The organism is Staphylococcus sp. MI 10-1553, from assembly GCF_010365305.1.
In the GTDB taxonomy this organism is placed as follows: Bacteria; Bacillota; Bacilli; order Staphylococcales; family Staphylococcaceae; genus Staphylococcus.
In genome coordinates, this window is sequence record NZ_CP048279.1 from 1,381,637 (window position 1) to 1,396,720 (window position 15,084).

Annotated in this window: 12 protein-coding genes; 8 read left to right on the plus strand and 4 right to left on the minus strand. The window is 38.1% G+C overall.

Going from position 1 to position 15,084, the window contains the following annotated elements:
- Nucleotides 1-48: 48 nt before the first annotated feature.
- Nucleotides 49-552, minus strand: coding sequence for a universal stress protein (locus GZH82_RS06415; protein WP_014613665.1), 504 nt, complete (start codon nucleotides 550-552; stop codon nucleotides 49-51).
- A 147-nt stretch (nucleotides 553-699) separates the two neighbouring features.
- On the opposite strand from GZH82_RS06415, the gene ald reads away from it, so the two are divergent.
- Nucleotides 700-1,821 carry an alanine dehydrogenase gene (gene ald / locus GZH82_RS06420; protein ID WP_162681779.1) on the plus strand — a complete coding sequence of 374 codons (1,122 nt, stop codon included), beginning with the start codon at nucleotides 700-702 and terminating at the stop codon, nucleotides 1,819-1,821.
- 99 nt (nucleotides 1,822-1,920) lie between these two features.
- Here ald and GZH82_RS06425 read toward each other — a convergent pair whose 3' ends face one another.
- Together GZH82_RS06425 and GZH82_RS06430 are read right to left on the minus strand one after the other, a co-directional pair.
- Nucleotides 1,921-2,556 (minus strand): copper homeostasis protein CutC, encoded by a 636-nt coding sequence (locus GZH82_RS06425; RefSeq protein WP_162681780.1) that lies wholly within the window; start codon nucleotides 2,554-2,556, stop codon nucleotides 1,921-1,923.
- Nucleotides 2,553-3,608 (minus strand): M24 family metallopeptidase, encoded by a 1,056-nt coding sequence (locus GZH82_RS06430; RefSeq protein WP_162681781.1) that lies wholly within the window; start codon nucleotides 3,606-3,608, stop codon nucleotides 2,553-2,555. The genes GZH82_RS06425 and GZH82_RS06430 overlap by 4 nt, the downstream gene beginning before the upstream one ends.
- 257 nt (nucleotides 3,609-3,865) lie before the next feature.
- Here GZH82_RS06430 and GZH82_RS06435 point away from each other — a divergent pair, with 257 nt between their 5' ends.
- Nucleotides 3,866-4,555, plus strand: coding sequence for a metal-dependent hydrolase (locus GZH82_RS06435; protein ID WP_162681782.1), 690 nt, complete (start codon nucleotides 3,866-3,868; stop codon nucleotides 4,553-4,555).
- Nucleotides 4,556-5,280: 725 nt separating this feature from the next.
- Here GZH82_RS06435 and GZH82_RS06440 read toward each other — a convergent pair.
- Entirely contained in the window at nucleotides 5,281-5,694 is a 414-nt protein-coding gene (locus GZH82_RS06440) for a universal stress protein (protein ID WP_019165097.1), read from the minus strand.
- A 322-nt stretch (nucleotides 5,695-6,016) separates the two neighbouring features.
- Between GZH82_RS06440 and GZH82_RS06445 the strand changes: the two genes are divergently transcribed.
- The 6 genes from GZH82_RS06445 to GZH82_RS06470 all read left to right on the plus strand — a co-directional run bounded on the left by GZH82_RS06445 (nucleotide 6,017) and on the right by GZH82_RS06470 (nucleotide 14,697).
- Entirely contained in the window at nucleotides 6,017-7,312 is a 1,296-nt protein-coding gene (locus tag GZH82_RS06445) for a DRTGG domain-containing protein (protein WP_162681783.1), read from the plus strand.
- 12 nt (nucleotides 7,313-7,324) lie between these two features.
- A complete protein-coding gene (locus GZH82_RS06450; protein WP_162681784.1) occupies nucleotides 7,325-8,257 on the plus strand; it encodes a DHH family phosphoesterase in 933 nt (310 codons plus the stop codon).
- Between the two features lie 24 nt (nucleotides 8,258-8,281).
- The gene (locus tag GZH82_RS06455; RefSeq protein ID WP_162681785.1) at nucleotides 8,282-11,473 is read left to right on the plus strand and encodes a DNA polymerase III subunit alpha; all 3,192 of its coding nucleotides are present in this window, start codon (nucleotides 8,282-8,284) and stop codon (nucleotides 11,471-11,473) included.
- Nucleotides 11,474-11,615: 142 nt separating this feature from the next.
- The gene (gene ystJ / locus GZH82_RS06460; RefSeq protein WP_162681786.1) at nucleotides 11,616-12,848 is read left to right on the plus strand and encodes an NADP-dependent malic enzyme; all 1,233 of its coding nucleotides are present in this window, start codon (nucleotides 11,616-11,618) and stop codon (nucleotides 12,846-12,848) included.
- A gap of 44 nt (nucleotides 12,849-12,892) precedes the next feature.
- Nucleotides 12,893-13,753 (plus strand): acetyl-CoA carboxylase, carboxyltransferase subunit beta, encoded by an 861-nt coding sequence (gene accD, locus GZH82_RS06465; RefSeq protein WP_162681787.1) that lies wholly within the window; start codon nucleotides 12,893-12,895, stop codon nucleotides 13,751-13,753.
- A complete protein-coding gene (locus GZH82_RS06470) occupies nucleotides 13,753-14,697 on the plus strand; it encodes an acetyl-CoA carboxylase carboxyltransferase subunit alpha (protein ID WP_162681788.1) in 945 nt (314 codons plus the stop codon). Before accD ends, GZH82_RS06470 begins: the two co-directional genes overlap by 1 nt.
- Nucleotides 14,698-15,084: the final 387 nt, after the last annotated feature.

The window sequence follows — 15,084 nt, forward strand, 5'->3', positions numbered from 1 at the left end:
AAAAATTTTATGTCCCATTTCCATTCGAATGTTCGATATAGGGTTTAATTAAATGCTGAAATCTTTCAGTAGTTCGTCTGTTGCTACTTTTGGTTCAAAGTTTTCTGGAATTTGCTCAGTACGTACAACTAATACATCACATGCTGAATGACGTACAATGGCTTCAGATACCGAACCTACGATAAAACGTTCTACCGCATTAAGGCCTGAAGTACCACACATCACAAGGTCAACATCTGAATTTTCGTCACTTGCTAATTTTGGAAGTACAGATTTAGGTGATCCAAATTCTAAGCGTGTTTCCACATTTTGAATGCCTTCATCTTGTGCCACTTGACGGTAGCCATCCAACAATTTTTCTGCAAATGATTTAGACTTTTCAGTGAAGTGTGAATCGTAAACTTCAAAAGATGTGTAAGTTCTTGAATCGATGACATTCACGATAATCAGTTTGGCATTATTACGCTTTGCAACTGCAACTGCTTTGTTAAATGCCCACTCCGCTTCATGAGAACCATCAACAGCAATTAAAATATTTTTGTACATATACATGGCTAAAACCCCTTTCTTATTTCACCTTTATTATAACATATCATTTCCAAATTTAAGTGAAATTTATATGAACTAAAAAATCAAAAATTGTTATGATTGCGCTTACATGTTGTATACGTTATGATTAATTTTGGAGGTGCAAGGAGTATGAGAATTGGAATTCCGAAAGAGATTAAAAATAATGAAAATCGTGTCGGCTTATCCCCAAGTGGTGTACATGCACTTGTAGAAGCTGGACATGAAGTGTTAGTTGAAACAACAGCAGGTGAGGGCTCTTATTTCGAAGACACGGATTATGTTCAAGCAGGGGCAACCATTGTTAATAGTCAAGATGATGTTTGGGATGTCGACATGGTGCTCAAAGTTAAAGAGCCATTAAAAGAAGAATATGGATACTTTAGAGAGGGACTCATTTTATTCACATATCTTCACTTGGCAAATGAACCTGAATTAACAAAAACGCTCATCGACAAAAAAGTTGTAGCTATCGCATATGAAACGGTACAACTTGGTGATCGCTCGTTACCTTTACTCACACCAATGAGCGAAGTGGCAGGACGTATGTCTACACAAATTGGGGCACAATTTTTACAACGCTTCAATGGGGGTATAGGTATTTTACTTGGAGGAATTCCGGGTGTACAAAAAGGTAAAGTGACAATTATCGGTGGAGGTCAAGCTGGGACAAATGCGGCGCGCATTGCTTTAGGGCTTGGCGCAGATGTAACGATTCTTGATGTGAATCCGAAACGTTTACAAGAACTTGAAGACCTTTTTGATGGTCGCGTGCATACAATTATGTCAAATCCTTTAAACATTGAATCACATGTAGTAGAAAGTGACCTTGTTATAGGGGCAGTCTTGATTCCGGGGGCAAAAGCACCGAAATTAGTCACTGAAGATATGATTAAGAAAATGAAATCTGGTTCTGTAGTGGTTGATATCGCGATTGACCAAGGCGGTATTTTCGAAACGACAGATAAAATTTCGACACACGACGATCCAACTTATATTAAACACGGTGTCGTTCATTATGCCGTTGCAAACATGCCTGGCGCAGTGCCGCGTACGTCAACAATCGGTTTAAATAATGCGACATTACCATATGCATTACAAATTGCAAATAAAGGTTATCAACGTGCATTAACAGAAAACGTACCACTTTCACACGGTTTAAACGTGTTCGATGGTTACGTGACAAATAAAGCTGTTGCTGAAGCGTTCAATTATGACTATACGCCAGTGACGCAAGTATTAACTGAAGCATAAGCAAACATTTTTAAGATATGAAAAAGACGAGTCAGGGATATAATATGTTTCCCGAGTCTCGTCTTTTTTTCGAATATATAAACAAATTATACGATGAATTTAAGTTTTTACAATATGTGTCCCATGCACTTCTTGAAAAGGAAATAATTCCAATAACGTATCTAAATTCTCATCATTTAAACCGCCACCCGGCATAATTTCAATTTGACCTTCAGATTGTCGAACCCACTTGGCGAGTTGCAGCAAGTTGTCAAATAAATTCGATTGTGCAGGTCCACCATGCGTCAGTAATCGTGTTACACCTAAATCAATCAACTGTTGTAATGCTTTCGATTGGCCGGCAGGATAAATACTGTCAAATGCCATATGACAAACGACACGTATCGGAGCCGCAAGTTGAATCAATGTTTGCATTTGAAACTGATGTAATGTGTCTTCAGCCGTCAAACAACCGAACACGAAATAATCGACGGGTAACGTTTTGAGTTGTTGAATGTCAGTTTGCATCGATTCGAACTCATACCAATTGTAAACAAACGACCCACCTCGAGGTCGAATCATAACAGCAAGTTCTGCATCATACATTTGGCACATGTCACTGGCGATTTTAACCATGCCATAACTCGGTGTCGTGCCACTTTCATGCATATTTTCACAAAGTTCAATTCGATTGGCGCCTGCTTTTAGTTTAGCTTCAACTTCTATTAATGAGGATGCAACAGCTTCTTTAATCATTTCGTATAACCTGAAAGTGATTCGTAGCCATCTTCTGTGACTAAAATATCATCTTCTATACGGACACCTGCAACATTCGGTACATAAATTCCAGGTTCAATTGTCAGTACCATACCGACTTCAAGAGGATTTTTATTCGTACTTGAAATATCTTGGTATTCATGTGCTTCAAGACCTAAGCCGTGTCCTAAACGATGAGGGAAATAGTCACCGTACCCTGCTTCAGTAATGATCCCTCGTGCAATATCATCAAGCTCGCTAATCGTTACACCTGGTTTGATATGTTGGATCGCTGTTTGTTCTGCTTTTAATACGATGTTGTAGATGTCTTGTGCTTTGTCATCAGGTTGTCCAAAAGCGACAGTACGTGTAATATCGCTGCAGTAATGGTTGTAAATGACACCTAAGTCAAACAATACATATTCGTTATTTTTGAGTTGGCGGTCTCCTGGTGTGCCGTGTGGTGCCGCTGCATGGTCGCCAAATAATACCATTGTGTCAAAACTCATTTCATTGACACCGTATTTTTTAATTTCATTTTCAATATGATTCACAACTTCTCGTTCTGTGACACCTTCTTTTAAAAATGCCACACCGATTTCCATACATTTATCCGCTAATTTTGCCGCTTGTCTTAAAGTATCGATTTCGTCTGCTGTTTTAACGTTACGTAACGCACGAATGACAGGGTCAGCAGCTTCAAAAGTATGTACAGAAAAGGTATTTTGTAGTGCGTGATAGCGATGTACAGTTAAATGATTTTCTTCAATCAATAATTTTCCATACGTTTCACGGTGTTTGTCGAATGGATTTTCAGTGTCTAAGTATCCGATGATGTCACCTGTAAATGGAGAGGCTTTTACTTCTTCTACCTCGAGTTGAGGGCAGAATAAAATTTGTTGGCCGTCTGCTCGAACAAGCAATGCAAATAATCGTTCGTGTGGTTCAGATTTATAGCCTGTAAAATAGAAGATGTTGATAGGATTGGATACCCACATCGCATCTGCTTGTTGCTCTTTTAACGTTTGTACGAGTTGTTCTATTTTTGACATAATAACGCCTCCTTTATTTCTTCATATTTATTTTAAGTCAGTTGATTTAAGAATGCAAAGTGCATACGCTTTGATGTTTAAATCGTAATTATGAAGTGAATAAAATTAGCAGAAGTTATTTTGTTTTTCGAAATAAGTATTAGAAACATCGCTTTAACTTAGGGCTTTTGGTAGTCGCAATTTTTAGATTTATGATGAAGACCCTGTTAATATAAAGTTAGGAATCTGCATTACATATGATGAAGGAGGATGCGAACATGAAATTATCTTTTCATGGTCAATCGACTGTATATTTTGAAGCAAATGGGAAATCAGGTATTATTGATCCATTTATTACAGGAAATGGGCAAACAGATTTAAATATTGAGGACTTAAAAGTAGACTACGTGATTTTAACACACGGTCACGAAGATCATTTTGGAGATACGATTGAAATCGCCAAGCGTAATAACGCAACAGTAATTGGCTCAGCTGAAATGGCGAATTATTTATCCACAAACCAAGGCATCGAAAACGTGCATCCAATGAATATCGGAGGAAAATGGACATTTGATTTTGGTGTCGTTAAATTTGTTCAAGCGTTTCATAGTTCAAGTTTAACAGATGATAATGGTATTCCAATGTACTTAGGTATGCCAATGGGTGTCATTTTAGAATTAGAAGGTAAGACGATTTATCATACAGGTGATACAGGTTTATTCAGCGATATGAAGTTAATTGCTGATTGTCACCCTGTTGATGTATGTTTTGTGCCAATTGGTGATAATTTTACGATGGGTATTGAAGATGCGAGTTATGCGATTAATGAATTCATTCAGCCAAAATTGACTGTTCCAATTCATTACAACACGTTCCCATTGATTGAACAAGATCCAGAAGCGTTTAAAAAGCTTGTGCATGTGGGGGAAGTTCAAATTGTAAAACCTGGTGGCGTTGTTGAACTATAGGGGTTGTTTTTGTACAGATTTTCGATACAACCCTTTATTTATTTAGAATTTATTTGAAAGATTGTGAAACTATTCTTCTTTACTTAAAGTATGGTCTGACTTATGGATATGTTTTTTAGGCTCGCGTTCCCAGGGACCTTGGCTCAACTCAATTTGGCTTGATTAAAATGTACAGTTGAGGAAGCCGAATTGGTTTTTCGGGAGCAGTACAGAAATCTCATATGTAATCAAGATTTCGTAATACTGCCCCCGCAAGGCTGACTAGACTTCTCAAAAGTGGATGCATTGAGACATCAGGTAGCCACTGCGTTAAACAGTAGCCGCTGTTAACATCAGAAAACGCATTTTAGCTTTTTTGTTTTATCCCTCAGGAGTCTCGCCTAAGTGAAATGCCATAAGTCAAACGTTATGGTGAAATTTAAGAATAGTTGTCACAGTCTTTTTATTTGAGGTTCGTAAACTTAGCGTAGTTTAGAAAATGCTAGTTATAAAACAATTCGAATATGTGTGACTACGACCAAGTTTTCTACTGAAGAAGTCTTTTACAGATATAGATCATTGGTTTTAAAACGCATTTGCTGCACAAGTAAATTGATACATAATTAAAAGGGGCTGGACGTTGATTTGTCGGAGCCCCTTGATTGATTGTTACTCATGATATTGCGCATAAGAATAATACAGTTCTTGTCGACTGAATGGATTGCGTCAGTCAGCTATTTTTTATTTTACTTTACGATTAACACTGGAATTTTGGCGCGTTTTGCTACTTTATGGCTCACGCTACCTAATACGAATTTTTTCGCCGCTTCTGCTTTACGGTTACTGAGTACGACGATATCGTATTGACCGCTATTCGCATAGTTTACGATTTTTTCTTTTGGATTGCCACGTTCGATAATTTCTTCATATTGCAAACCATTTTGTTCTAATGTGTCACGTGTCGGTTGCATTTGTTCGTGACGCATTTGTTTAAGTTCTTCATAATGTGTCCCCATTTTGACAGATGCTTGGACGTCTTGTTCTCCGATGATATTGAGCAATGTCACAACGGAGCTGTCGCCTGAAATTTTAACAACTTCTTGGAGCGCCTTCGCATTTTTTAAATCTGTATCCACTGCAAGTAAAATATTTTGATGCATCTCTATCATCCTCCTTAAAAGTAGTGTAACAAAAATATCGGTAAAAGTGATTCAATACATATGAGACAATTTGTTTTAACATCGAACATCTTAAACCGTCACTATTTTAACCGCTTTAAAAAGGACTTAAACATTTATTGGTTATCACTTCGCATTACGATTTGAAAAACGTTATAATAAAAGAAATAAAATTGATGATATGGGGATTTAGAAGTAGCTCACAAATCAATCAAGGGGTATCTACTTTAGGATGAATCACTATCTTTTATTCAGAGGCATCACACACATTTCAGTGATATGACATAACAATAGAGGGAGATACATGACAAAGCACGAACAAATTATTAAACATATTGAATCATTATCTGTAGGTCAAAAAATTTCAGTCCGTAAAATTGCGAAAGATTTGGACGTTTCAGAAGGGACGGCATATCGTGCGATTAAAGATGCGGGGCAACGTGGGTTAGTGGCTTCGATTTATCGGGTCGGCACAGTCCGTATTGAAAAGAAAGCGCGTGCCAAAGTTGATCATCTGACATTTGGAGAAATTGCGAAAATTGTAGATGGTCATTTAATTGGTGGTAAAGGCGGTCAGTTCAATTCGCTGACTAAATTTGCGATAGGGGCGATGGAGGTAGACAATGTCGTCAACTATGTTTCTAAAAATACGTTACTGATTGTCGGAAATCGCCTTGATGTACAAAAAGCTGCGTTAGAACGTGGCAGTGCAGTCTTGATTACAGGTGGTTTTGATACGACGGACGAAATTAAGAAAATGGCGGATGAACAAAATCTACCAATCATTTCTTCCAATTATGATACATTTATGGTTGCGAATATTATTAATAGAGCGATGTACAATCAGATGATTAAAAAAGAGATTTTAGTCGTTGAAGATATTGTTATTCCGATTGAACAGACTTCTTTCTTATACGATGAAATGACTGTTGCAGATGTGGGCAAAAAATCCCGAGAAACGTCACATTCTCGTTTTCCAATCGTAGACCGTCAAAACAAATTAGCTGGTTTGATTACAAGTAAAGACATTATCGGTAAAGATTTGGATGAAAAACTTTATCGTGTGATGACGAAACCCGCAATTAGTGTCCAGCTGAATACGACTGTTGCGAGTTGTGCACATTTGATGATCTGGGAAGGGATTGAATTGTTGCCAGTTACGGGGAATCAAAAACAACTTGTCGGCGTTATTTCACGTGAAGATGTACTGAAAGCGATGCAAATTGTCGGACGCCAGCCACAAGTGGGTGAAACGATTAATGATCAAGTGGCGAAACATATTGAGATTCGCAATCAACAAATCATTGTCGAAATAACACCGCAACTGACGAATCAATTCGGAACATTGAGTAAATCTGTATCGGTCGCTATCATTGAAGAAACGATTAAATCTGTGATGCGCAAACATAAAAAGTTAGAAGTGATGATTGAGAGTTTAAATATTTTTTATATTCGGACTGTACAAATTGAAAGTGAAGTGGAAGTGGATTATACCATTTTAGATATGGGGCGTAATTTTGCGAAGTTAGAAGTAACAATGTTCAGTGCGAACCAGCCTGTTGCAAAAGCATTAATTATGTGCCAATTATTAGATCATTAAGGAGCGTTGAGTATGAAATTTATTCCAGAAATTCAAGAACAAATTCAACAATATGACACAATTATTATTCACCGTCATGTACGACCTGACCCGGATGCGTTAGGTTCACAGTTTGGATTGAAAGAATACCTTAAAGCGAAATATCCAACTAAAAATGTATATGCTGTTGGAACGGAAGAACCGACACTTGGATTTATGGGAACGTTTGATACGATTGACGATGCGCAATATGATGATGCACTTGTCATTGTATGCGACACAGCAAACGCCGCTCGCATTGACGATGCCCGTTACGATTGTGGCAATGCATTAATTAAAATTGACCATCATCCCCCTGTAGATTCATATGCGGAAATCAATGATGTTGACGTGACAGCTTCATCTACAAGTGAGATGATTTTCGATTTCATACAAGGTTCAAATGATTTAGCGTTAATGAACAACAAAATCGCGAGTGCGTTATATTTAGGTATTGTCGGCGATACAGGTCGCTTTTTCTTCAACAATACGTCGCCGAAAACGATGACAATCGCAAGTCAGTTACTACAATATGATATTCAACACAACCGTCTATTGAATCAGCTTGGTGAAAAGGATCCGCGGTTAATGCCGTTTCATGGCTATGTACTACAAAATTTCCAACTTTTTGAAGATGGTTTTTGCCAAGTGAAAATTACGCATGATGTGTTAGAAAAATTTGACATCCAGCCGAATGAAGCATCGTTGTATGTGAATGCGATTGCCGATTTAAAAGGCTTGAAAATTTGGGTATTTGCGGTAGACGAAGGTGAAGAAATTCGTTGTCGCATCCGTTCAAAAGAAATTACGATTAATGATGTTGCGGCTGATTTTGGTGGTGGTGGGCATCCTAATGCTTCAGGTGTGTCTGTAAATACATGGGATGAATTTGAGTTACTTACTCAAGCACTACGCCAAAAACTATAACAGGTTAAAGAAGGTGGCTTAACGATGGTTGCACATTTAAATATTCATACGGCTTATGATCTTTTGAATTCAAGCATTACAATCGAAGGGGCCGTTCAGCGCACAATTGAATTAGGATATTCAGCCATCGCGATTACCGACTTAAATGTCATGTATGGCGTGCCGCAGTTTTATGATGCGTGTATTCAGCATGGCATTAAACCTTTACTAGGGATAACCGTTTACCTCACTGATCAATTGAATGTGTTAGAAGCGGTAGTTATTGCTAAAAATAATGAAGGGTTGAAAAACTTATTCAAATTGTCATCTGATATTAAAGTGAATCGTATCCAACACGTATCCATTTATGAAAAGAAAGATTTGTTTAATGATACTGTCGTTATTTTTAAGCAGATGACGAACCAGGAAAAACATTGGCAAGCTGAAATGCCTGACGGAGCAACATGTTTTATCGACCATCAATCAGCCGAGGATTGTGAGTTGCCAAAAGTTTTGATGCAGGTGGCTTATTATGAAAAGGCAGAAGATAAAAATACGTTAAAAGTGTTACATGCGATTCGTGATAATACGAAAGTCAATTTGGTGGATTCGTATGAAACGCCGACTGAACATATATATGATGTCGATGCATTGTATGAGGCGCAGTATGCGGAAGAATGGCTCGCACGTACTGATGAAATTGCGAATATGTGCGATGCAAAACTCGAGTATCATCAAGCATTGTTACCTGAATTTGTGACGCCAGACGGTAGTTCAGCAAATGCTTACTTATGGGCAGAGTTAGAACGTGCACTTGCGGATTTTGGGCTGACAGAAGCGCCATATCGTGAACGTTTAAAATATGAATATGATGTCATAACACAGATGGGGTACGCAGATTACTTTTTAATCGTTAGTGATTTAATTCGTTACGCAAAATCAAATGGTGTCATGGTCGGTCCTGGACGGGGTTCTTCAGCGGGTTCGTTAGTGAGTTATTTATTAAATATCACGACAATTGACCCGCTTCAATATGATTTACTGTTTGAAAGATTCCTAAATCCTGAGCGTGTGACGATGCCGGATATCGATATAGACTTTGAAGATACGCAACGTGAAAAAGTTATTCATTATGTCCAACAAAAGTATGGCGACTACCGTGTTGCTGGGATTGTGACGTTTGGTCATTTACTTGCGAAAGCAGTCGCGCGAGATGTTGGTCGAGTGATGGGCTTTGATGAAACGACATTAAGTGAAGCGTCTAAATTAATTCCTAGTAAACTCGGAGTCACATTGGATGACGCTTATAAAGAAGAACGTTTCAAAGCGTTTGTACATCGCAACCATCGTCATGAACGGTGGTTTGAGTATTGTAAAAGATTAGAAGGGTTACCACGAAATACGTCGACGCATGCGGCAGGGGTCATTGTGAACGATCAACCTCTATATCAATCTATCCCTTTAACTGAAGGCGAGACAGGTTTGCTGACACAATGGACGATGACTGAAGCAGAACGAATTGGCTTATTGAAAATCGACTTTTTAGGACTGCGGAACTTAACGATTATTCATCAAATTATCAAACAAGTGGCGCGTGATTTGAAAGTCGACATCGATGTTGAACAAATTCCTTTTGATGATGCTCACGTCTTTGAGCTGTTATCTCGCGGTGATACGACAGGCATTTTCCAACTCGAGTCTGAAGGTGTGCGACGTGTATTACAAAAATTACAGCCTGAACATTTTGAAGATATCGTTGCGGTGACGTCACTTTATCGACCGGGGCCAATGGAAGAAATCCCGACGTACATTCGTCGTCGTCACGATCCGAATCAGGTGACATATTTACATCCAGATTTGGAGCCGATTTTGAAACGCACATACGGAGTGATTATTTACCAAGAACAGATCATGCAGATTGCGAGTCAGTTTGCAGGGTTTTCTTACGGTGAAGCGGATATTTTACGTCGTGCGATGAGTAAGAAGAATAGAGAAGTCCTTGAAAATGAACGCCAACATTTTATTGATGGTGCAAAAGAAAAAGGCTATGCCAAGGCGTTAAGTGGTCAAATTTTTGATTTAATATTAAAGTTTGCGGACTACGGTTTTCCACGTGCGCACGCGGTAAGTTATTCTAAGATTGCCTACATCATGACCTATTTAAAAGTGCATTATCCTGCTTATTTTTACGCGAATATATTAAGCAATGTGATTGGTAATGACACGAAAACGAACATGATGATTCAAGAGGCGAAACAGCAACACATTACGATTCACGGTCCGCATATTAACAAAAGTCAATGGCGTTATGTTGCGACGCATGAAGGGGTCTATATTTCATTAGGAGCGATTAAAGGTGTTGGTTATCAAACGGTACAAACGATTATGAGTGAAAGACGTGAACATGGTCCGTTTAAAGACTTCTTTGATTTCTGTAATCGTATTCCTGGACGCTTAAGAACACGTCGCACATTAGAAGCGTTGATCTTGACAGGAGCGATGGACTGTTTTGGGAAAAATCGCGCGACCTTATTACAATCGATTGATAAAGTGTCAGATACAGACGTCAGTATTGATACGGATCTTCTTGCCAGTGTTGCGACCATCAAACAAGAATATGCGGAAACTGAAGAAATGCCGAATCAACAATTAAGTGATTATGAAAAGCAATATTTAGGCTTTTATGTAACTGCGCATCCCGTTGAAAAGGCATTTAAGCAAAAGCAATATCTCGGTATTTTTCAACTTCAAGCACATGTAACGCACCAGCCGATACTGATTACATTAGATGCTGTACGGGTCATTCGAACGAAGCAAGGTCAGCAGATGGCATTTGTAGAGTTAAATGACGGCATAACAACGATAGACGGTGTCATATTTCCAAAAACGTATCAGCAGTTAACTGGAACTTTGGAGACATCAAAGTTTTATATCATTTGGGGCAAGTTTGAAAAAAGAAACGATAAACTTCAATTGATTATCAACAGATTGATTACTTTAGAAGCCTTTGAAATAGAAAAAAGACAGCAGACGCGTAAAATTGTCATTAGAGAAGGTATGACAGATACACTCCAACAACAATTTTTAACACAGACGTCATCGAACAATAGTATCGCCGTGTATCAATATCAAGAAAGCAACAATCTATTTCTATTTAAAGGTTATTTAATACAACCTAATCTCTATTTAGATACACTTTTAGAATCGATTGAACCTGAACATATCCGTTTGTTATAATGAGATGGTATTTTGCGCGAGTAAGCGATGATGTAAGCGTTAAACCTGACTTTGATATGCAGATATAATGTGCTATAGTATAATGGCGATTAAAAGAGGACTTAAAAAATAATTGGAATTTGAAAATGGGAGATGATTATGAATGTCCTTAAGAGATGATGCACTGCAAATGCATAAAGAAAATCATGGCAAATTAGCCGTTAGTCCAAAAGTTAAGGTAACGAATAAAGAGGAATTAAGCTTAGCCTATTCTCCAGGTGTAGCTGAACCTTGTAAAGATATACATGAAAGACCGAGTCGTGTTTACGATTATACAATGAAAAGTAACATGGTAGCCGTCATTTCAGATGGTACTGCTGTTCTCGGACTTGGAAATATTGGTGCTGAAGCGAGTATCCCGGTAATGGAGGGGAAAGCGGTACTGTTCAAAAGTTTCGCAGGCGTTGATGCCTTCCCATTGTCACTTGCAACTAATGATACAGAAGAAATTATCCGTACAGTGAAACTCGTGGAACCTAACTTTGGTGGTGTCAATTTAGAGGACATTTCTGCACCGCGCTGTTTTGAAATTGAAGAACGCCTGAAAAAAGAAACGAAAATACCAGTTTTTCATGATGATCAACACGGTACTGCTATCGTAACAGTGGCAGGTTTAGTTAATGCGTTACGTATTGTTGATAAAGACTTAGCAAATATTAAAGTCGTGCTTAACGGTGCGGGTGCTGCAGGTATTGCGATTGTTAAATTACTTTATTCATACGGTGTACGTCATATGATTATGTGTGATTCTAAAGGTGCGATTTATGAAGGGCGGCCATATGGTATGAATGAAACGAAAGATACTGTAGCGAAATGGACGAATAAAGATAAAGTCGAAGGAAAACTGGTAGATGTCATCGAAGGCGCGGATGTTTTCATCGGTGTTTCAGTAGCAGATGCACTCTCTGAAGAAATGGTACAGTCTATGAATAATGACGCCATTATTTTTGCAATGGCGAATCCAAATCCTGAAATTACTCCAGACAAAGCTAAGCATGCAGGAGCTAAAGTTATCGGTACAGGACGTTCAGACTTTCCAAACCAAATTAATAATGTATTGGCATTCCCAGGTATTTTCCGTGGTGCATTAGATGTGCGTGCGACACATATCAATGAAGAAATGAAACATGCAGCTGTTGAAGCGATTGCTAACTTAATTACGGATGAAGAGCGTAACCCAGATTACGTTATTCCTGGTCCGTTCGATTATCGTGTAGCGCCGTCTGTAGCGCGAGAAGTGGCACGTGCTGCAATGGAATCAGGAGTAGCACGTATTGAAGTCGATCCAGATGATGTATACGAGAAGACGTTATCACTCACAGATTTAAAGAAATAACACAAACTTGATTGATAGCCGATGGAAAAGTGGAGGTAATAAAGATGTTTAAAGACTTTTTTAACCGTAATTCTAAAAAGAAAAAATATGTTACGGTTCAAGATTCGAAACAAAATGAAGTTCCTGAAGGCATAATGACAAAATGTCCAAACTGTAAAAAAATTATGTACACAAAAGAGCTCACTGAGAATTTAAATGTATGTTTTAATTGTGATCATCATATTCAATTATCAGCTTATGGTCGTATTGAAGCAATTGCCGATAATGGAACTTTTGAAGAATTTGATAAAGGGATGACCTCTGCAAATCCATTAAACTTTCCTGGCTATGAAGAAAAGGTTGAAAAAGACCAAGAAAAAACAGGATTAAATGAAGCAATCGTCACAGGAACTGCAGAACTCAATGGCATTAAGTTTGGTATTGGCGTCATGGACCCAAGATTTAGAATGGGAAGTATGGGTTCCGTAGTGGGTGAAAAAATTTGTCGTATTGTCGATTATTGTACAGAAGAGCGACTCCCGTTCGTCTTATTTACAGCATCAGGCGGGGCACGTATGCAAGAAGGAATCATTTCTCTCATGCAGATGGCTAAAACAAGTGTATCGTTAGAAAGACATTCTGATGCGGGTCTGTTATTCATTTCCTATATGACGCATCCGACAACAGGTGGCGTATCTGCAAGTTTTGCATCAGTAGGAGATATCAACTTGGCAGAACCGAAAGCCTTAATAGGATTTGCAGGACGACGTGTCATCGAGCAGACAATTAATGAAAAATTACCTGATGATTTCCAAACGGCTGAATTTTTATTAGAACATGGTCAGCTCGACAAAGTTGTGCATCGTAGTGAAATGAAGAAAACGTTAGCGACGTTATTTGATATGCATCGTGAGGTGGAAAAGTAATGCTTGATTTTGAAAAACCGATTCAAGATATACAAACTAAAATTGAATCATTGAAAGAAACGCAAGCGAAAAATGATGTCGATTTGTCAGATGAAATCGAAATACTTGAAGCCGCATTGCAAACAGAAAAAGAGAAAATTTACACTTCCTTAAAACCGTGGGATCGTGTTCAAATAGCAAGATTACCTGAAAGACCAACTGTGCTAGACTATATTCCATACATTTTTGATGATTTTATCGAATTACATGGCGATCGTAACTTTAGAGATGATCCTGCAATTGTAGGGGGATTAGCGTATTTCAATGGTCAACCTGTGACAGTGATTGGCCAACAACGCGGTAAAGATACGAAAGATAATATTTACCGTAACTTCGGTATGGCGCATCCTGAAGGTTATCGTAAAGCGTTAAGATTGATGAAAGAAGCTGAGAAGTTTAACCGTCCTATTTTTACGTTCATTGATACGAAAGGAGCGTATCCAGGTAAAGCTGCCGAAGAACGTGGTCAAAGTGAGTCGATTGCACGTAATCTCGTTTCAATGGCAGGTTTAACAGTGCCTGTCATTTCAATTGTTATCGGTGAAGGTGGAAGCGGTGGCGCATTAGGCCTTGGTGTGAGCAATCGTTTATTGATGTTAGAAAACAGTACATATTCTGTCATTTCACCAGAAGGCGCTGCTGGTATTTTATGGAAAGACAGTTCTCTTGCTAAAATTGCTGCAGAAACGATGAAAATTACGGCTTATGATTTACTAGAATTGAACATTATTGACGAAGTGGTGAAAGAGCCTTTAGGTGGTGCGCATCACGACGTTGAGATGTTAGCGAAACGCATTAAGCAAAAGTTTACAAAGCATTTAGCATCGTTTGAACATATGACACCTGCTGATATTAAAGAAGATCGTTTTGAAAAATTTCGTAATATCGGTGCGTTTGTTGAATAAGTGTGCGTAAAAAGCATAGTATGAAGTCTTTGAATAATGAGGCTTCATACTATTTTTTTGGATACGATTGATTTGATTAAAGAGACCATTATCTTTTTAATTTAACTGTATGATGAAAGGGCAGTCAGGTCATATGGTTAGTTAATGAATGCACTAAATAGGTATATCCTACACTGTTCATTACTTTCAATATTGTAATGAATCGTCATATTCAATAATGATATACAAAAATTGTTGCGTCATCTATAATAGTATGTGAAGAAATAAGCAAGGTTGTTAGTTGAAAATCACTATTGAACAATTTTTTGAATTTTTAGTTGAATAATATCAAAAAATCTTAAAATGCTCATTTTGGGGTATATCAATTATACAGCATAGATGCAACAG